This window comes from Faecalibacillus faecis, assembly GCF_003024675.1.
Taxonomy (GTDB): domain Bacteria; phylum Bacillota_I; class Bacilli_A; order Erysipelotrichales; family Coprobacillaceae; genus Faecalibacillus; species Faecalibacillus faecis.
This window is the reverse complement of sequence record NZ_PYLP01000001.1, coordinates 268,973-288,538: the sequence shown is the minus strand read 5'-3', so window position 1 is coordinate 288,538 and position 19,566 is coordinate 268,973. Positions and strand designations below refer to the sequence as shown.

Annotated in this window: 18 protein-coding genes; 5 read left to right on the top strand and 13 right to left on the bottom strand. The window is 30.7% G+C overall.

Annotated elements, in window-relative coordinates:
- Positions 1-71: 71 nt before the first annotated feature.
- The 5 genes from bsh to C7U55_RS01485 all read right to left on the bottom strand — a co-directional run bounded on the left by bsh (position 72) and on the right by C7U55_RS01485 (position 5,235).
- Entirely contained in the window at positions 72-1,046 is a 975-nt protein-coding gene (gene bsh / locus C7U55_RS01505; protein WP_106987035.1) for a choloylglycine hydrolase, read from the bottom strand.
- Between the two features lie 97 nt (positions 1,047-1,143).
- Complete coding sequence (gene pyk / locus C7U55_RS01500) at positions 1,144-2,574, bottom strand: pyruvate kinase (RefSeq protein WP_106987034.1); 1,431 nt, start codon at positions 2,572-2,574, stop codon at positions 1,144-1,146.
- A gap of 110 nt (positions 2,575-2,684) precedes the next feature.
- On the bottom strand, positions 2,685-3,269 hold the full coding sequence (locus tag C7U55_RS01495; RefSeq protein ID WP_106987033.1) for a DUF3267 domain-containing protein: 585 nt from the start codon (positions 3,267-3,269) through the stop codon (positions 2,685-2,687).
- A 220-nt stretch (positions 3,270-3,489) separates the two neighbouring features.
- Entirely contained in the window at positions 3,490-3,720 is a 231-nt protein-coding gene (locus tag C7U55_RS01490) for a hypothetical protein (RefSeq protein WP_106987032.1), read from the bottom strand.
- Positions 3,721-3,864: 144 nt separating this feature from the next.
- A complete protein-coding gene (locus C7U55_RS01485) occupies positions 3,865-5,235 on the bottom strand; it encodes a PTS sugar transporter subunit IIC (protein WP_106987091.1) in 1,371 nt (456 codons plus the stop codon).
- A gap of 236 nt (positions 5,236-5,471) precedes the next feature.
- Here C7U55_RS01485 and C7U55_RS01480 point away from each other — a divergent pair, with 236 nt between their 5' ends.
- The 3 genes from C7U55_RS01480 to C7U55_RS01470 all read left to right on the top strand — a co-directional run bounded on the left by C7U55_RS01480 (position 5,472) and on the right by C7U55_RS01470 (position 7,733).
- The gene (locus tag C7U55_RS01480; RefSeq protein WP_032091554.1) at positions 5,472-6,191 is read left to right on the top strand and encodes a 6-phosphogluconolactonase; all 720 of its coding nucleotides are present in this window, start codon (positions 5,472-5,474) and stop codon (positions 6,189-6,191) included.
- A 128-nt stretch (positions 6,192-6,319) separates the two neighbouring features.
- Positions 6,320-6,907: an RDD family protein gene (locus C7U55_RS01475; RefSeq protein WP_227212899.1), complete on the top strand. Its 588-nt coding sequence runs from the start codon at positions 6,320-6,322 to the stop codon at positions 6,905-6,907.
- Between the two features lie 46 nt (positions 6,908-6,953).
- Entirely contained in the window at positions 6,954-7,733 is a 780-nt protein-coding gene (locus tag C7U55_RS01470) for a MurR/RpiR family transcriptional regulator (protein WP_106987031.1), read from the top strand.
- Between the two features lie 37 nt (positions 7,734-7,770).
- On the opposite strand, the gene C7U55_RS01465 is transcribed toward C7U55_RS01470, so the two are convergent.
- Both C7U55_RS01465 and C7U55_RS01460 read right to left on the bottom strand, forming a co-directional pair.
- The gene (locus tag C7U55_RS01465; protein WP_106987030.1) at positions 7,771-8,361 is read right to left on the bottom strand and encodes a histidine phosphatase family protein; all 591 of its coding nucleotides are present in this window, start codon (positions 8,359-8,361) and stop codon (positions 7,771-7,773) included.
- Positions 8,361-11,306, bottom strand: a complete 2,946-nt coding sequence (locus C7U55_RS01460; protein WP_106987029.1) for a glycoside hydrolase family 2 TIM barrel-domain containing protein — start codon at positions 11,304-11,306, stop codon at positions 8,361-8,363. The genes C7U55_RS01465 and C7U55_RS01460 overlap by 1 nt, the downstream gene beginning before the upstream one ends.
- 182 nt (positions 11,307-11,488) lie before the next feature.
- On the opposite strand from C7U55_RS01460, the gene C7U55_RS01455 reads away from it, so the two are divergent.
- Positions 11,489-12,304, top strand: coding sequence for a PocR ligand-binding domain-containing protein (locus C7U55_RS01455; protein ID WP_162297387.1), 816 nt, complete (start codon positions 11,489-11,491; stop codon positions 12,302-12,304).
- 47 nt (positions 12,305-12,351) lie between these two features.
- Here the strand turns inward: C7U55_RS01455 and C7U55_RS01450 are convergent, their stop codons facing one another.
- Together C7U55_RS01450 and C7U55_RS01445 are read right to left on the bottom strand one after the other, a co-directional pair.
- On the bottom strand, positions 12,352-14,016 hold the full coding sequence (locus tag C7U55_RS01450; protein WP_106987027.1) for a DAK2 domain-containing protein: 1,665 nt from the start codon (positions 14,014-14,016) through the stop codon (positions 12,352-12,354).
- A gap of 12 nt (positions 14,017-14,028) precedes the next feature.
- The gene (locus C7U55_RS01445; protein WP_106987026.1) at positions 14,029-14,385 is read right to left on the bottom strand and encodes an Asp23/Gls24 family envelope stress response protein; all 357 of its coding nucleotides are present in this window, start codon (positions 14,383-14,385) and stop codon (positions 14,029-14,031) included.
- 286 nt (positions 14,386-14,671) lie between these two features.
- Between C7U55_RS01445 and rpmB the strand changes: the two genes are divergently transcribed.
- Positions 14,672-14,857 (top strand): 50S ribosomal protein L28, encoded by a 186-nt coding sequence (gene rpmB / locus C7U55_RS01440; protein WP_022002209.1) that lies wholly within the window; start codon positions 14,672-14,674, stop codon positions 14,855-14,857.
- Between the two features lie 85 nt (positions 14,858-14,942).
- Here rpmB and dnaJ read toward each other — a convergent pair whose 3' ends face one another.
- The 4 genes from dnaJ to hrcA all read right to left on the bottom strand — a co-directional run bounded on the left by dnaJ (position 14,943) and on the right by hrcA (position 19,542).
- On the bottom strand, positions 14,943-16,064 hold the full coding sequence (dnaJ, locus tag C7U55_RS01435) for a molecular chaperone DnaJ (protein WP_106987025.1): 1,122 nt from the start codon (positions 16,062-16,064) through the stop codon (positions 14,943-14,945).
- A gap of 61 nt (positions 16,065-16,125) precedes the next feature.
- On the bottom strand, positions 16,126-17,943 hold the full coding sequence (gene dnaK / locus C7U55_RS01430; RefSeq protein ID WP_048923210.1) for a molecular chaperone DnaK: 1,818 nt from the start codon (positions 17,941-17,943) through the stop codon (positions 16,126-16,128).
- A 19-nt stretch (positions 17,944-17,962) separates the two neighbouring features.
- The gene (grpE, locus tag C7U55_RS01425; protein WP_106987024.1) at positions 17,963-18,511 is read right to left on the bottom strand and encodes a nucleotide exchange factor GrpE; all 549 of its coding nucleotides are present in this window, start codon (positions 18,509-18,511) and stop codon (positions 17,963-17,965) included.
- A gap of 2 nt (positions 18,512-18,513) precedes the next feature.
- Positions 18,514-19,542, bottom strand: a complete 1,029-nt coding sequence (gene hrcA / locus C7U55_RS01420) for a heat-inducible transcriptional repressor HrcA (protein WP_106987023.1) — start codon at positions 19,540-19,542, stop codon at positions 18,514-18,516.
- Between the last annotated feature and the right edge of the window lie 24 nt (positions 19,543-19,566).

The following is a 19,566-nucleotide window of genomic DNA, read 5'->3' as shown; positions in this document are numbered from 1 at the left end:
ATATGTTGTTCATGCGATTTTAATCACATTTAATAATAAAAAAAAAGATAGCTTTCACTATCTCAAAAATATTAGTTTTGTTCATAAAATTCTTCGTCATTAAGCATTGGATAACTTATAAGTTGTTGCCCATCTAAATTTATTTTATGCATATTAACTGCCGTAATTTGACGACGATCATAGGTTGTATAATAGTAAATACCCTTTTGACTATTCCAACATGATGTATAAATTGTAATTTCATATTTTTCTTCAGCCACTTCACAACATCCTCTTTGTTGTTCAACCGATCCTAAAATATGAAAGAATTGATTAACACTTTCTTTTTCACTGCTTTTTGATTTTGCATTCATTTTTGTAAAAGCGACACGAACAAAGCGTGACATAGAAGATAAATCTCCAGGAAGTCCTAAAGCTCCCATTCCTCTAGAATAAGTTTTTAAATCTAATTCTTTAGAAAACATATTTACAGGTTGTTTGGGTGATAAAAACATATAGTTATTTAAATTAAACATTTGTTTGTCAAAAGCAGGATTATTAGTTAAGATACCAACTGGATTTTCATAGACTTTTAATCCTTCTTTGACAGATTCAACGGTAATACATCCACTTTTATCTGCAATGATCCAATGTAATGAAGCTGCAGGAAGTTGTTCGTTATAAGGCGTTTTAACAAGATTCATTTCTTTGATGAGTTTTTTTGCTTCATTTAAAGAGGCACATTGACTTAAAATCCAAGGAATAAATTCATATTGAGCGACATTCCTTACATTTTCTTGAACATCATTATAACAAGCATTTCCTACAAAATTTAAACCTGCCATACCTAAACCTTTTTCATTAACGGCATCATAATATAATGGATAATCATCAATAACATGAGCCATACCAATTAAAGCATAATGAGTGATCTTTTTTCCATCATGTCTAAATTGTAAAGGATAGTTTCTTGGCATAATAGCAATTTTTTCACCATAAGAAAACTCATAATCTAACGTTCTTCCCATATAAAAATCTTTAGTTTGATAAGTTGCTGCTGTACACATTTATAAAACCTCTCTTTCTATTATTTATTTCCTCTTGTATAGTATAACCTTATTATTTCATTTTTATGAATTTAAAAAAAACACTCTTTCGAGTGTTTTATTTAACTTCGATAAGTTCTAAATAGCTTGTGGTACCTTTAACCCCTGGAGTACCACCAGTTACAATAATTTTTTGACCTGGTTTAACACCATTTTCACGAGCAATGATACTTGCATAATCAATCATTGAAATACGTGAATTTAAAGGTTTACAAGGAACTGCTTTAACACCCCAGTTTAAAGCTAAAGCTCTTACTGTCTTTAGTGAAGGTGTCGCAGCAATGATACGAGATTTTGTACGATAACGTGCCATTTTACGAGCAGTAAATCCTGATTCTGTAAAGGCAATAATTGCGGCAACATTAAATTTATAAGCAATTTCAGCAACGGACATACAGATTGCTTCACTTGTATCATCAGGTGCTGTACGAATTGCTTGTCTTTGTAAACTTTGATAATCTAAATTTGATTCAATTTTATGTGCAATTTTTGACATCATTAAGACAGCTTCTTGAGGATATAATCCACTTGCTGATTCTCCTGATAACATAATAGCATCTGTTCCATCATAAATAGCATTTGCAACGTCAGATACTTCAGCACGAGTTGGACGTGGATTTTGTTGCATACTTTCTAACATTTGTGTTGCAGTAATAACGATTTTTCCACGTTGTTTACATTTTTTAATAATCGATTTTTGAATAAGTGGCACATCTTCAGCAGGAACTTCTACACCTAAATCTCCACGAGCGACCATGATTCCATCTGCAATATCAAGAATTTCGTCTACATTTTCAACACCTTCTTGATTTTCAATCTTCGCTAAGATTTGAATATCATTTCTACCATTTTCAATTAATAATTTTTTGATATCAATGATATCTTGTGCTCTACGACAGAATGAAGCAGCTACATAATCAAATGGTTGATGTGCTCCAAATGTTAAATCTGAAATATCTTTTGGTGATAAGTAATCAAATCCTAATTTAATTCCTGGAACGTTGATTCCACGTTTGTTTTTAACATCACCATCATTGGCAGCCACACAAACAATATCTGTTCCATCAATATGATCAACTAATAATTCAACTTGACCATCATTTACTAAAATGAAACCACCTGGTTTAACATCTTTATATAAATCTTTATAAGTAATTGTAAAACGTTCACTTGTTCCTACAATATCTTCTACACAAATAACAGATGTTTGGCCTTTTTTAAAAGAAGTTTTACCTCCAACGAAATCTCCTGTACGAATTTCAGGTCCTTTTGTATCTAATAAGATTGCTACATTTGTTGAAAGCTCTTTATTAATTTCTAATAAAGTATTGATTTTTTCTTCATGTTCTTCATGAGTTCCATGTGAGAAGTTTAATCTCATCACATTCATTCCAGCTTTGACTAATTTTGTAAGCATTTCTTTGCTTTCAGAAGCTGGTCCAATAGTACATACAATTTTTGTTTTTGACATAATCTCATTTTTCTTCATAACTCTTGCCTTCCTTTACTCTACTTCTTTAGTATAAACCTATTTTTCTACTTTCTCAACGCTCAAAACCAATGTAAGCACATCCACTTCAAAATATTTTTTTCTTTTTATTATTTTTCCGGTATATACCAATAAGAATTCATTTGGTATAAATATGTGCGTGCCCCTTTAGGCATTTGAATTAACGCATTAAAAACATTATAATAATCTCCTGCACCCATACCAATTGCAATAACGCCTAAAACAGCTAAAGTTAAATATTGAATTCCTAAAAAAGAAATCATATACGGAAGAAAACCAAAAACAATATTTGGTAAAAGCGACATAAAAATGAATCTGTGTTTACTCATTGTTTCACATCCTACAACAAACAAGAGACCTTGTTTAAAATTTGTATATAAATAAACATCTTCTTTAAAACAAAGAGCATGTATAAGTTCATGAGGAAACATCGTTAATAAAGGAAGCATTGCCCCTACCATCATTTCATCAAAATAATCAAATAATAAACCTTTATATTTTAAATAAACAGGAATAGCTAATAAAATCATTAAGGCTATTGCTATGCCATTAGCAATAACAGCAAGCTCTTTTGTTGAGTCAACTTCTTTAAATTTAACAGCATTCGGTTGATGCTTACAGGTTGGTAAGGTTGCCGGATCTAAATTGTATTTTCCTCGATAATGTAATTTCATAATATACTCCTTTTCATTTCTATTTTTAGTATAACAAATTAATTTCCTTATAAATAGATAAACTCTAAAAATACACTTTAGTTTTCACTAAAAGTGATCTTTCGTGTTTATACTATTCAACACCAATAAAATATCACGATTTTTTTCATCTAAATTTTAATATCTTTTTCTTGTACTGGTAAGTCTTTAATTGTTAATTCTATAAAACTTATTAATTCTTTCAAAAATAAGTTTTCGTTAACATCAAAGCCAATTTTTTTAATTCTAGAAATAGACTTCGATCTAATGAAATATATCCCTTATGATAATCTACTTTTCTTTTATATGCTGCATCAATGTGATCATATTTGTTCATTGTGTCATAAACATCCTGATTAACTTCAACAAAACAATCTTGATGATAATATTTAGAATTCATTTCTCTCAAGTTTACCCTAACTTTAGTTGACATAGTATCCACCTTCTTAAAAAAACGAGAGAAATAAATGTCGAACTTTAAGTTTAAAAAAAGCTCTAATGGTCTTGATGATCACTAGAGCTAACTTAAGTTATTCAATTTTTAAAAGATTTATGTGTGAGTTTTTATCTTCTTTTTTTAATTTGTTTGCACTGAATTTTCTTCTTCTAATTTTTGTTTTTCTAATAATTTAAAGAATGGATAGTATAAAACCATGTCTAAGATAATTAAACCAATAACCATGATTGCTGCTTTGAAATCCATACATCCAAGTGCAGCTCCAAGTGGTGCTGGTGTTGTCCATGGTGTTTCAATAATTCCTTTTCCTACAATATGGAAGGCCATTAAGCCATAAGCAATAATTGAATTGATTACTGGTACAAAGATAAATGGAATCATCATTAATGGATTTAAAACCATTGGTAAACCAAAGATAATTGGTTCATTGATATTAAAGATTGCAGGTCCAATTGATAATTTTCCTAATGTCTTTAATTCTACAGATTTAGATCTTACCAATAAGATACATAATCCCATTGTTGCACCTCCACCACCAAGTGTAATGACATATGACCAGAATGGTTGAGTAAAGTAATGGACGATTGGTTGTCCAGCAGAGAATGCTGAAAGATTTGCAATTAAATACATTTGCATAAATGGTAAACGGATTGGTTGAGTAATACTTGCTCCATGTAATCCAAAGAACCAGAATACTTGAGCAATCATTGTAATTAAACAAATACCAACTAATGAATCAAGTCCTGAAATTGCAGGTGCTAAAACTGTCATGATCATACTTGGTAAAAGTTGTCCACTAAAGTTTTGTACAACTAAAGAAATACCATAGAAAATGATTACACAAATAAATAATGGTAAGATTGCATCAAATGATGAACTGATTGCTGGTGGAACACCTTCAGGCATTTTAATACGAATGTCTTTTTTAAACATAAAATGCATAATTTCCACACAACCTATAGCAACCAAGATTGCTGTAAAGATACCTTTGGCATCCAAATAGGTCGTTGGTATGTAATTACCAGCTAAAGCTAATAAATCTGTTGCACTTTTTCCATCAACAATAAGATTTGATGCTACTGCTGAAGTTGTTGGTGCTGATACAATTAAAAATACTGAAGTTGATACGATTGCTGAATTTAATTTTGGCATTTCGTATTCATCTGCTAAATGATAAGCAATTGCAAATGCAATAAATAATCCCATTAATGCCATTGTCATATTATAAGGCAATTGCAACATTGCTTTGTTGGCTTGCGCCCAATTATACCAACCATTTAACATGTCAGTAATAAATCCCCAATTTGGAAGTGTTTCTGGTTTAAAAGGTGGTGTTGAAATAATTAAACATACCCCTCCTAAAATAGATAACGGAATTGCTACTACCATTCCATCACGAATAGCAGCCAAATGTCTTTGATTCCCTAATTTGTTAGCAATTGGTACAAGTGTACGGTTTGCAAGCTCATTAAATTTTTCCATGAAATTCATGAAAGTTCCCTCCCTTCTTATTACAGTGATATTATATAGCTGTAACACTTGTAAATTCTTTTGATTTTCAAAATAAAAAATACCTTTCCAATTACTTGAAATCTTTTCCAATTCATGAAAATAAATTGCTTTATTTTTTTTATTTGCAGTCATTTTTTTATATTGACACTTCCTTTTTATTTTTTATAATGAAATTGTGTGTGAGTTATATCTTCTTATAAACAGGAGGATATATTATGAAGTTAATCATTGAAGAAAATGAACAAAAAATGAGCGAAAGTGCAATGCACATTTTACTTGGAGCAATGATGCAAGATAAAAGAGTCAACATCTCTTTAACTGCTGGACGCTCTCCTATCAATCTTTATAAGATGATGGTGCCTTATGTTAAAGACCAAGAAAAATTCAAAGACATTCAATACTATCTTTTTGATGAAGCACCTTATCAAGATAAACCACATGGCCCAAACTGGGAAGAAATGCAAGAACTATTCTTTAAAGATGCAAATATTCCTGATGAAAGAATCCATACAACAACAATGGAAAATTGGGAAACTTATGATCAAGAAATCAGAGATGCTGGTGGTATTGATGTTATGTTGATTGGACTAGGTTGGGATGGACATTTCTGCAGCAACTGTCCAAGATGTACACCTATGGATAGTTATACTTATCCAATGGATCGTAAAACAAAAAATGCAGCTAATCCAACATATCCAGCAAGAGATCATCTACCAATCACTTTATCAATGGGGCCAAAAAGTCTAATGAGAGTGAAACATCTTGTAATGATTGTTACTGGTAAAGAAAAAGCTCAAATTTTAAAACAAGTGTTAGATTCACCAATTTCAGATGAACTACCAGCAACTGTTTTAAAATTACATCCTAACTTCACTGTTATCTGTGATAAAGATGCTGCATCTTTATTAAATATGGATGATTATAAAAGATTATAAAATCTTTATAGAAAGCTTCGGCTTTCTTTTTTTATTTCCAATATTTGGAAATAATTTCTACCTTTTGGAAAAGCAAAAGTAAATAAAGCATTCATTTGTTATAATTTTTCTATCCTGGAGGACTACTTATGAGAAAAAATAAAACAAAAAATAACAAAAGCAATAAAAACAGAAATAATATGGATATTATCGAAACACGTGTTAGAAGATTTGTAGCTATGATCATTGATTGGTATCTTACTAATATGTTGGCCGTTATTCCTATTACCTTCTATTTAAGGGGAAATGACTACTTAAAACCTTATATGTTTGACCTGACACACTATGATTTTTCTATAGGTCTTGCTTTAGGTCTTTATGGTGTTTTGATTGGTATTGTTTACTATATATTTATTCCAACATATCTTTTTAAAGGACAAACACTTGGTAAAAAAATATGTAAGATCAAAATCATTAAAGAAAATAATGAATCAATCAATTTAAAAGATATGTTGCTAAGAGAACTTCTTGGAGCATCCTTACTTGAAGGTGGAATGATTATCATCCCAACCTATATAAGAAAGCTACTTCCATTATTTAAACTTACAATGATTGTTGATCCTTTAAAATATATTGCCTATGCTTTAACTATTAGTTCAATTATCTATGCTTATTTTCAAACAAATACACAATCTTTTCATGATAAAGTAGCTAAAACTATTGTTGTTAAACAATAATTAACTATGGTATAATTATTTAAAATATACATAAAGGAGATTCTCCATGTTTAACCTAATAATTATACTTTTATCAACACTTAATGATGAACCAAAAGGTTCAAATAACTATAAAATAGCCAAATATATGATAGAAAATATGCGCGATTTAGAAGAATGTTCTCTCACAGATTTAGCTCAGGCTTGTTATGTGTCAAATTCTAGTATTTCGCGCTTTTGTCGTGATATTGGACTTAAAGATTTTAACGCATTGAAAAATCAAATTGCAAAATTTTCAGTTGAATCTGCTCGCTTAAAAAGAAAGTTTGACTATGAAAAATATGAATCCTCATCAATGGTTCAATCATATGTAAAAAATGTTATTTCCAATTTAAATTACTTTTTAGAAAATGATATTGAAAAACAAATCAATACACTTGTTCAAGAAATCAGTTCTTATCAGAAAATAGCCGCTTTTGGCTATATGCAATCTGAAAGTGTTGCCTGCAATTTACAGTTCGATCTGCAAACAAGTGGTAAACTTATCTTTTCTTGTTTTAATATCAAAGATCAGGCAGACTATATTACTGACGCTGATGAAAATAATCTTATTATTATTTTTTCAGAATCAGGAACCTATTTTGATCGTATTTTTCCAAGAGCCAAGCCATTCAAAAGTAACAAAAAGAAACCAAAGATATGCATGATTACTTCTGATCAGTCAATAGAATATCCATTTATCGATTTCTACATCCGTTATAACAGTAAAGGTGGCTATGCAAGTCATCCCTATCCATTACAGCTTATTTCTGATTTAATTTGTATAAAATATTCTGAAACTTTATAAATAATAAACAGGTTTACCATCGCAAACCTGTTTATTTTTATATAATAGGATCTAGAATTTGTTCGAGTTTGAAATTTCCATTTGAATAATCAACAATTATTGCAGTAGCGTTATTTGGGAATTCGAGAAATTGTTCTTTAAAAAATAGCGATTTAAGAAGACCGTATAAAGAACAGCCGTGACCTACAATTAAAACTGTTTCATTATCATTACAATTCTCAATGATTTCTTGAAGTGCTTCATGATGCTTTAAAATAACATCATGAATATCTTCTCCTTCATAAGGTCTATAGTCCATATCCAGATTTTCTAGCCAGTTTGGTGATTCAATATTGAGTTTTCTTACAAGTTCTGTGGATATTCCTTCAAGTATTCCAAAATTAACTTCTTTGAAGCGCTCTTCATAAATTGGCTCAATTCCCTTTTTACTTAGAATAATATTTGCCGTTTGTACTGCCCTACCCAATGGAGATGTGTATGCCTTATCTATTTGGTATTGTTCTAGCTGCTTTGAAATACTTTCAACTTGTCTGATTCCCACTTTTGACAAAGGAGAATCACACCAACCTTGTGTTAGATTGATTTCATTGAAATGTGTCTTTCCATGTCTTACAAATATAAATCTCATTATAACTTACCTTTAAAACTAAAACGTAAATGATGTTTTTCTTTATCTAATAAGAATTCATCATGTGTCTTAGCACCCCATGTATCATCACCGGCAATACCCATTTGCTTTTCATTGATACATAAAACAGTTTGATAAATATTTGGAAGTTCATCTTTGTGTCGGGCATTTTCTAATTCATAAGGCGTATAGTGTAAAGCTGTAAATTCAAAATCTTTACCTTCTACTTCTAATTTTTTATTTTCTCCTATAATAGATAATTTTCTTACATGTGTTCTATTACCACATTCTTGTGGATAAAGATAAGGGGTTAAATTATCAGTTACTTGGTAAGCGTATTTTCCAAGAAGTGCCCCTTTGTTTCGGTCAATATAGTTTTCTTCTGGACCATATCCATAGTAATTTACTTCTTCCATATCTTTATATAATTGGAAAATAAGTCCAAATACAGGCATTTCAATTTCAGAAACACCCGGTTGATAAGACATATCTACAATGATTTTACCATCACCATAGACTTCATAAACTAAATGAACTTTTTCATCTTGTAAATTTGGTAAGTCATAAGCATATTCAACCTTACAAGAACTATCTCCTTTTGAAACACCAACAAACTCACATTTTGCATAAAGACTGGCAGTCAACCATTTTCCATAGCGATAACCATATTTGTTTTCAACATCATTATTTGTAGCTGCTCTAAAGAAATTAGGTCTGACAGGTACTCTGATATATTCTTGTTGATGATACCTATAAGAAACCAAACCTTTTTGTTTTGAGAAAATGGCATTGAAATCTTTTCCAACAACTCCTACATTCAAGTAGTCTTCAACGATATCCACGTGTTTTGTTGTATGAATGTTATGTGTTTTATTTTTTATTTCATAGATATATTGTTGCTTAGCATAGATTTCATTATTTTTTTTCAAATAAACTGTTAACGCATATTCTTGGTTTTGATTATTTATTTTAAATGAATTTTCAACAACAACAGATGATAATGGTTGACAATCTACTGTCATTGTTTTACTTTGAACAACATTTCCATTACATAATAAATCCATTTGTAATTGATATTCATTTAAATCAGTAAATAAATAATTATTATTGATATGAATATCATTTTCATCTATTCTAAAATCTACATATTGATAGCAGTATTTGACTTCTTGCATCTTTGGTGTATTTGTACGATTCGCAAAAACAATGCCATTTCCACAGAAATCATAGTCGCTTGGTCTTTCACCAAAATCCCCACCATAACATAATTTTCCATCATGATACAATGCTTGATCGATGTAATCCCAGATAAATCCACCTTGATACAATGGGTATTTCTTTTCTAAATCAATATATTTGAATAACGCACCATTACTGTTTCCCATGGAATGGGCGTATTCACACAAGATAAATGGTTTATCTTGATGCTTGTTTAAATATTTTTCAACATCAACTGCAAAAGTATACATTTGACTTTCAATATCACTTGTTTCATTGTAACGACGATCATGTGAAAGCCCTTCATAATGAATCAAACGAGAAGTATCTTTTTGTTTCATAAACTTAGACATTTCATAAAGATTTTTACCACCATAAGATTCATTTCCTAATGACCAAATAATAATCGAAGAATGGTTTTTATCTCTTTCATACATGGAATTGGCACGATCTAAAATAATATCTAGCCATTCAGATTTATCATCTGGTATGATATGTGTTTTATCAAAAAGTTCACTCCATGTTCCATGGGTTTCAAGATTGACTTCATCAATGACATAAAGACCATATTCATCGCATAAATCATAAACAAATGTTTGATTTGGATAATGACATGTACGTAAGGCATTGATATTATTAGCCTTCATATTCAAGATATCTTTTTTAGTATCTTCATAAGAAACTGTTCTTCCTGTTTTAGCTGAAAATTCATGACGGTTAACACCATGGAAAACGATTCTTTTACCATTGATACACATGATACCATCAATAAGTTTAAATTCTCTGACACCCACATTGTATTGACTACATTCAACTAAACCCTTTTCATCCATGATTTCTACATATAATTGGTAAAGGTTTGGTTTTTCTGCTGACCATAAATGAGGATCATCGAATTCAAAATTGATTGGTCTACAACAATCTTTGCTTTCTTTTTGTCCAATAACTTCATCTTTATACTTTAAAGTATAGACTGCCTTAAATTTAGCCTCTTTTTTTACAATCATTGGCGTTACTTCAACAGTTGCATGATCATAATTTTCATTTAAATGTGTCAAAATCTTGATATCTTTTAAATGAACGTGTGGTACCATTTGAAGTTCAACATTTCTAAAAATACCTGAAAAACGCCAGAAATCTTGATCTTCTAACCAACTTCCACTGCTGAAACGATAAACATTAACAGCAATTTTGTTTTCTCCATTAACAATCAAATCTGTAATATTAAAACTTGAAGGTGTAAAACTGTCTTCACTGTATCCAACAAAAGTTCCATTAACCCATAATGCCATAGCAGATTCTACACCATGGAAAGTAATATAAGTATCTACATTATCTTTGATTACTGAACTATCAAAGTATGTAACATAACTTCCAATAGGATTTTTATCAGGGAGTTCTCCAGGAATGATTTGTTGTGTTCCTGACCAAGGATAGATTTGATTGACATACATTGGTTTTCCATAACCTTGTAATTGAATATGTCCCGGTACTTTGATTTCATCCCAGTTATCTACACAATAATCTTTATTAGAAAACTCCGGTATTAATTGATTAAATCCTGTTGCATAATGAAACTTCCAGCTCCCATTTAATGAATAATTGAAACTGCTTTGTTTTTCTTTTAATTCTTTAATGCTTGCATATCTATGAATCGATGCTGTTGCACTTAAACGATTGATATTAAAAATCTTTGGATCTTTAACCCATTCATTGTTCATTTTCATTTCTCTTTCCTCCTGACAATATCATAAATGAGATAAAAAGAAATAGAAATGGAACAAAGTATAATATAGAGTAAAAAAGTATAAATATGTTTTTTATTCATTATATTTCTACCTATTTATGATATAAAAAGAAAGAAGTATAATAATTATAAGCTTATATTATATAAAGTATGGAGAATATTATGAATGAATTAGAAAACTTATTAAAAGATTTATATAAAATATCAGGTTTGAATATGTCTATATTTGATTTGAACCAAAATTTATTAGCTTCTTATCCTCATAAGAAATCAAAATTTTGTAATGAATTAGAAAAAAACAACAATGCTTTTCAACATTGTATTGATTGTGATTATAAAGCTATGGAACATGTCAAAAAAACGGGTGAACTTTATATTTATAAATGTCACTTTGGTTTAAATGAAGCAATTATGCCTCTTTATTCTTATGGAAGTTTAACTGGTTATTTAATGATGGGACAGGCCGTTATAGGAACATATAGAAATTATTCTGAAATCCTTGAAAAATCTAAAGAATATTTTCAAGAAAAAGAAATATTAAAAAAATATATCACAGAAATTACAATTTTAAACGATGAACAAGTTTATGCTTTTGCGAATATTTGTGATGTATGTGCAAAATACATTTCACTTACAAACCGTATCCAAGCAAAACATGATCATCTTGCCCAAGAAGTTAAACACTATATCATTGCAAACTACAATAAACAAATTACAATTGAAGAATTATGTTCTTATTTTTTCTGTAGTCGTGGAACTCTACTTAATCATTTTAAATCAAAATACAATACAACAATCCATCAATACCTTTTGGATTATCGTTTAAAAAAAGCCACAGAACTTCTTATAAATGATGAGTTAAATGTTAAAGAAATTGCCTATTTTTGTGGTTTTGAAGATCCTAATTATTTTTCTAAAGTATTTAAAAAAAAATATGGTCGATCTCCTCTAGAATTTAAAAACAATATAAATCAGTAAAAAAGCCCTTAGATTTCTCTAAGGACCTTTTTAACTTTATAATAATTTTATTCGACACCAATAATAAATGAATAAACAGGTTGTTTTCCTTCGATAATATCTACTTCTGCATCAAAGTTATCTTCAATGTAGCTTTCGATTTCTTCTACTTCTTCATCAACAACATCTTCACCAACAAGTAAAGTAATTAATTCAGAATCTTCATCTACTAGTTTTTCTAAACATACTTTTAAAGCATCTAATTTATTTGGTTTACATGCAACGATATCTTTTTCGACTAAAGCCATGTAGTCATTTGCTTTAATTTCAACACCATCGATGTTTGTATCTTTAATCGCAAATGTTACTTGTCCAGTTTTAACATTAGCAACAGCATCTTCCATTTCAGCAATATTGTCTTCTAAAGACGCTTCTGGGTTATACATAACACATGCTGACAAACCTTGTGGAATTGTTTTTGTTGGAATAACAATCACATTTACTTCATCTTCTAAAATTGTTGCAGTTTGTTGAGCAGTCATAACGATATTAGAGTTATTTGGTAAAATGATTACATTTTTAGCATTTACTTCTTTAACTGCCGCAACCATGTCTTCAGTAGATGGATTCATTGTTTGTCCACCACTAACAACATAATCACAATGCAATTCTAAGAAAGCATCTTCTACACCCTGTCCGGCACAAACAGAAATGATTGCTGTTTCTTTAGCTTCTCGTTTAGATTGAGGATTTTTATCATCAACACCAACGATACTTTCTTGACTTGCTGCAGCATTTTGTAAATTATTTGCTTGTTCTTGCATATTTTCAATTTTTAATTTAACAAATTCACCAAATCTTTGTGCTAAGTTTAAGGCCTCACCTGGTTTTAATGTATGTACGTGTACTTTAACGATATCTTCATCTTGTACAACGACAATACTGTTTCCTGGAATTCTTTCTAATTCTTTCTTTAATTGGTTTTCTGAGAATTTATCAATTAATGAAGGTTCAAGACGAACAATAAATTCTGTACAGTATCCATATCCTTCTTCACCTGATTCTAATTCAGTTCCTGCATTTACTTGACCTTCTGATTTAATATCAACAAAATCAACACGGTCTCCTGTTAAAGCAGCCATAAATCCAGTTAAAACAAGTAATAAACCAGCTCCCCCACTATCTACAACACCTACTTCTTTTAATACTGGAAGTAATTCGGGTGTTCTTTCTAATGAGTTTTCTGCTTCTTTAACAAAATATGAGAATACATCTTCAATTTCCATTCCTGGTTGAGTATATTCTACGATTTTTTCACTTGCTTCTCTAATAACTGTTAAGATTGTTCCTTCAACTGGTCTCATGACAGCTTTATAAGCAACTTCTGCTCCACTTTTCCAAGCATTCGCAAAAGCTACAGCATCAACACTTTCATGACCTTCTAAACCCATTGCGAATCCTCTAAAGATTTGTGATAAGATAACACCCGAGTTTCCACGAGCTCCCATTAATAATCCTTTAGATAATTTCTTAGCAATATCATAGATATTGTCTGTATCCATGTCTTTTACTTCTGCAGCACCTGCATTGAAAGTCATTGACATATTTGTCCCAGTATCTCCATCAGGTACAGGGAATACGTTTAAAGCATCAATTTCAGGATGATTATTATGAAGAGTATTCGCACCACATAAAACCATCTCTTTAAATAGCTTTCCTGTAAGTATTTGCATATTTTTCCTCCACTAATCAATATTACGAAGCCCTTGAACATAAACATTAACAGCTTCGACTTTTACATCTAACGTTGATTCAACGACATATTTTACTTTCTTTTGAACTTCAACTAAAATTTCATTAATTTTAATACCATATCCTAAAATGATATATAAATCTAAAATTAAGCCAGTTTCACCATCACTTGCAATAATTCCTTTAGAAAAGTTTTCCTTCTTAAGTAATTCATAAAATCCATCTTTTAATTTCTTTTGGCTTGCCATTCCTACAACCCCATAACATTCAGTTGCTGCACCACCAGCAACGGTAGAAACAACATCTAAAGAAATATTTACTGATCCTAAATTTGTATTTTTTTCAATCATCAAGTTATCCTCCTTAAAATGATTTCATGTTCAAAATTAATTATACCTTAAAAATAGAATATTTACAAATTATTAACTCTCTTTTAGTCGCTTTTTCAAATCTTTGCAATCATATCACAACTTAACTTAAAAAAATAGAATTTAAAGATTTTTTATTAGTATTTAAAATATTTTTAACAAACAAATGACAAAATGTGTGTTTTTTATTAAAAAACATTTGCATTATATAAATAAAAATGCTATTATAACACAGTACGTAGAACAACTACTAAAGGAGGGAAAAAACATGTCAAGAAAATGCCAAATCAGTGGTAGAGGTCCATTATCAGGAAACACTCGTTCTCATGCGTTAAACTCAAGTAGAAGAAAATGGAATGTTAACTTACAAAAAGCTACTATTTTAGTAGATGGTAAACCTACAAAAGTTAGAATTTCTGCTAAAGAGTTAAGAACATTAAGAAAAGCTGGATAGATAATAGATTAACAGTACATATGTACTGTTTTTTTATTATTCTTTGTAGAAAAAAGATTTCAATCCATAACGGACTGAAATCTTTTTATTTTTTAAATTGTTTTTTAAATGAATCAAAGATTGATTCTTTTTTATTTAACTTTTGTAATTGTTCATAAAGTGATTTTTCTTTACTAGAAAGTTTTGTTGGAATCTTAACATCCACTTTAACCATTTGATCTCCATAGCTACTTCCTCTTAAATCCTTAACTCCTTTACCTTTTAAACGTAAAGTTGTTCCAGATTGAGTTCCAGCTGGGATTTTAACTTTTACATCACCTTGTACAGTTGGGACATCTATTTCACATCCTAAAGTTGCATCAATTGAACTAATAGGAATTGTCATATGAATATTTCTTCCTTCTCTTACAAAGTGAGTATTATTTCTAACACGAATTTCTACAAACAAGTCACCGTTAGGTCCACCATTTGCACCTCTGCCACCTTTTCCAGCAACACGTAATTGTTGTCCATCGTTGATACCAGCAGGAATATCTAATTGAACAGTGACTGTTTTATTGATATAACCTTTACCATGACAATCTGGACATTTAACTTTAATTTCTTTACCTGTACCGTTACAGTGTGGACATGTTGTTTGTGTTACAAATGTACCAAATGGAGATTGTTGTTGTTTAGAAATTGTTCCTGTACCATTACAATGAGAACATGTTTGTACATCATTTGGTGTTTTTGCTCCACTACCATGACAATGCGAACATTCTGCATCGTAAGTTACTTTAATATCTTTTTTAATACCATTGATAGCATCCATAAAGTCAATTTCTAGACGCATTAAATGATCATCACCACGACGTGGTCCATTTTGTCTTTGACGACGACTTCCCCCGCCACCAAAGAATGATCCAAAAATATCTCCTAAATCGACATCTTCAAAACCAAAGCCACCAAAGCCACTAGCTCCAGCACCACCTGCACCTTGTTCAAAGGCAGCATGTCCATAACGATCATAAGCCGCTCTTTTATTATCATCAGATAAAACTTCATAAGCTTCTTGAACTTCTTTAAATTTTTCTTCTGCATCAGGTTCTTTACAGATATCGGGATGATATTGTTTTGCTTTTTTACGATATGCACGTTTTATTTCATCAGCATTCGCTGTTTTTGAAATCCCTAAGACTTCATAAAAATCTCTTTTACTTGCCATAAAATCATCCTTTCTATAATACTTTTAAAAAACCAAGGAAGAACCTTGGTTTTTTAATTGATTAGTTCTTTTCTTCAAAATCAGCATCAACAACATTGTCATCATTATTGTTTGATGTTGTTTGTCCAGCTCCACCATTAGGGTTAGCTTGTTGTTGTTGATAAGCATAAGATGCCATTTGTTGAGCCATTTGTTCTAATTCTGACATTTTAGATTCAAGAGTAGCCATATCATTGTTATCTAAAGCAGTTTTTAATTCAGTTTTTAATTGTTCTGCTTGTTGTTTTTGATTAGCATCAATCTTGTCACCTTGTTCAGCTAAAGCTTTATCAATTTCATTGATCATTTGTTCAGCTTTATTTCTTGTTTCAATATCTTTACGTTTCTTTTCATCTTCAGCTTTATTAGCTTCCGCTTCTTTTACCATACGATCGATTTCTTCATCAGATAATCCTGTTGAGTTTTGAATAACAATTGATTGTTCTTTTTGAGTTTTTAAATCTTTAGCTTTAACATTTACGATACCGTTAACGTCAATTGAGAAAGTAACTTCGATTTGAGGTACTCCTCTTGGAGCTGGTTCAATACCATCTAATTTAAATAAACCTAATTGTTTATTATCTCTAGCCATTGATCTTTCACCTTGTAATACGTTGATATCAACAGCTGGTTGATTGTCAGCAGCAGTAGAAAATACTTGTGATTTAGTAGTTGGAATTGTTGTATTTCTTTCGATTAATACTGTCATAACTCCACCCATTGTTTCGATACCTAATGAAAGTGGTGTAACATCTAATAATAAGACGTCTTTAACATCACCAGCGATAACTCCACCTTGGATAGCAGCACCCATAGATACAACTTCATCTGGGTTTACTGATTTGTTAGGTTCTTTTCCAAGTAAACGTTTTACAGATTCTTGTACAGCAGGAATACGAGTAGATCCACCAACTAATAATACTTGATCGATTTCACTTGGTTGCATTCCAGCATCACTTAACGCTTGTCTAACTGGTCCTTCAGTTGCTACAACTAAATCTCTTGTAATTTCATCAAATTTAGCTCTTGTTAATGTTAATTCTAAGTGTAATGGTCCAGCAGCGCCAGCTGAGATAAATGGTAATGAAATTTGAGTTTGCATTACACCAGATAAATCTTTCTTAGCTTTTTCTGCAGCTTCTTTAATACGTTGCATTGCCATTTTATCATTAGATAAATCAATACCGTTTTCTTTTTTGAATTCTTCTACGATGTAGTCCATGATTTTCTTATCGAAATCATCCCCACCTAATTTATTGTTACCAGCAGTAGCTAATACTTCAAATGTACCATCAGCTAAGTCTAAGATAGATACGTCAAAAGTACCACCACCTAAGTCATAAACTAATACTTTTTGTTCTTGATCTAATTTATCAAGTCCAAATGCTAATGCTGCAGCAGTTGGTTCATTGATAATACGTTCAACATCTAAACCAGCAATTTTACCAGCATCTTTCGTAGCTTGTCTTTGTGCATCATTGAAATATGCAGGAACAGTAATAACTGCTTTTGTTACTGTTTCACCTAAATAAGCTTCAGCAGTTGCTTTTAAGTTTTGTAAGATCATTGCTGAAATTTCTTGTGGTGTATAAGATTTACCATTTACATTTTCTTTATGATCAGTACCCATATAACGTTTAACTGACATTACTGTATCAGGGTTTGTTACTGCTTGTCTTTTTGCAGCTTCCCCAACAATAATTTCTCCATTTTTGAAAGAAACAACTGAAGGAGTTGTACGATTTCCTTCTGGGTTTGCAATTACTTTTACTTCATTGTTTTCTAACACACTTACACATGAGTTTGTAGTTCCTAAGTCAATACCAATAATTTTTGCCATAATATAAATCCTCCTATTTTTATTCACTTACTTTTACTAAAGATGCACGAATAACGCGATCTTTTAACATGTAACCTTTTTGTAATTCTTCAACAACCATGCCAGGTTTAAAGTTTTCATCACTTACAGTCATTACTGCTTGATGGAAGTTAGGATCAAATTCTTTGCCTTCTGCTTCAATTACTTTAACGCCTTGGTTTTCTAATAATGTCATGATTTGTTTATAAATCATTTCATATCCTTTTAAGAAGTTTGCTACTTCTTTATTTGGATTTTCAATTGCTAATGATCGTTCAAAGTTATCAACGATTGGTAACATTTGTTCAATAAACCCTTGCATCATGAACTTTAAGTTATTTGCATGTTCATTTTGCATACGTCTTTTAATGTTCTCCATATCTGCAAACACTTTATAATAATCATTTTTCCATTTATCAACTTCATCTTGAAGAATCTTAATTTGATCTTCTTGATTTTCTTCAACAACTTCAGCCTCAGCTTCTTTGTTTTCTTCAACTTCTTCAGCTACTTCTTCTTCAACTTTATTTTCCTCAGCCAATTTGTTCACCTCTATTTCTCATCTTGTTTTTCTTCTAAACAAGCCTTTTCAATATTTTCAGTTATATACTCTACTAATGCCACAACTTTTTCATAAGGCATTCTTGTTGGACCGATTACCGAAATAGAACCTTTTGATGTTTCCCCTGTTTTAAAAGAAGCAGAGATTACTGAAACATCATTCATCGTTCCTAGAGGTGTTTCATTACCAATATTGATTTGAATACCATCCTCACTCGATAACGGTAGAGTTTTCCATACTTTTGAATTTTCAAAAGCACTTACAAGCCTTCTTAATTTATCAACATCATTAAATTCTGGTTGATATAAGATATTTTCTTTTCCAGAAAAATAAACACTATTTGAAGCAAATTTAACAAATGCTTCTAAAAATGCATTAAACAATTCTTCATGTTGTTTCACTTGTGTTGTAAGAATTGGTCGAACATCTCGTTCTAAATGAAATGCCACTTCACTAATAGGCGTTCCTATAAGTAATTCATTCATCACGTTAACACAGCTTAATAAATCTTCCATTTCAACATCACTTGAGAATTGGAAAACTTTATTTTCAACATGTCCTTGTCTTGTAATGATAATTGCTGTTACACGTCCATCATCCAAAGGGACAACAGATATGCGTTGCAATGTATCATCCGATGCATTTCCTAATGCAACACTTGTAAGATGAGTTAATTCACTCAACATGTTACAACTTTCATGCACCATCTCATTTAAATTTCGACGATGCTTATTAATAATTGTAGCAACTTGATTTTTTGTTCCTTCATCCAAATCAACTTTTCCTAAATTATGAACATAGAAACGATAGCCTTCTTTAGAAGGTACTCTTCCAGAAGAAATATGTGTTTTTTCTAGATAACCATAATTTTCTAGAAAGTTCATTTCATTACGAATTGTTGCACTTGAATAAGGAAGTTGATATTTCATCATCAATGCTTTGGATCCAACCGGTTCAGCATTTTCGATAAATTCTTCAACGATACATTTGAATATCAGCATTTGTCTTGCCGTTAACATCAAGTCCACCACCTTTAGCACTCC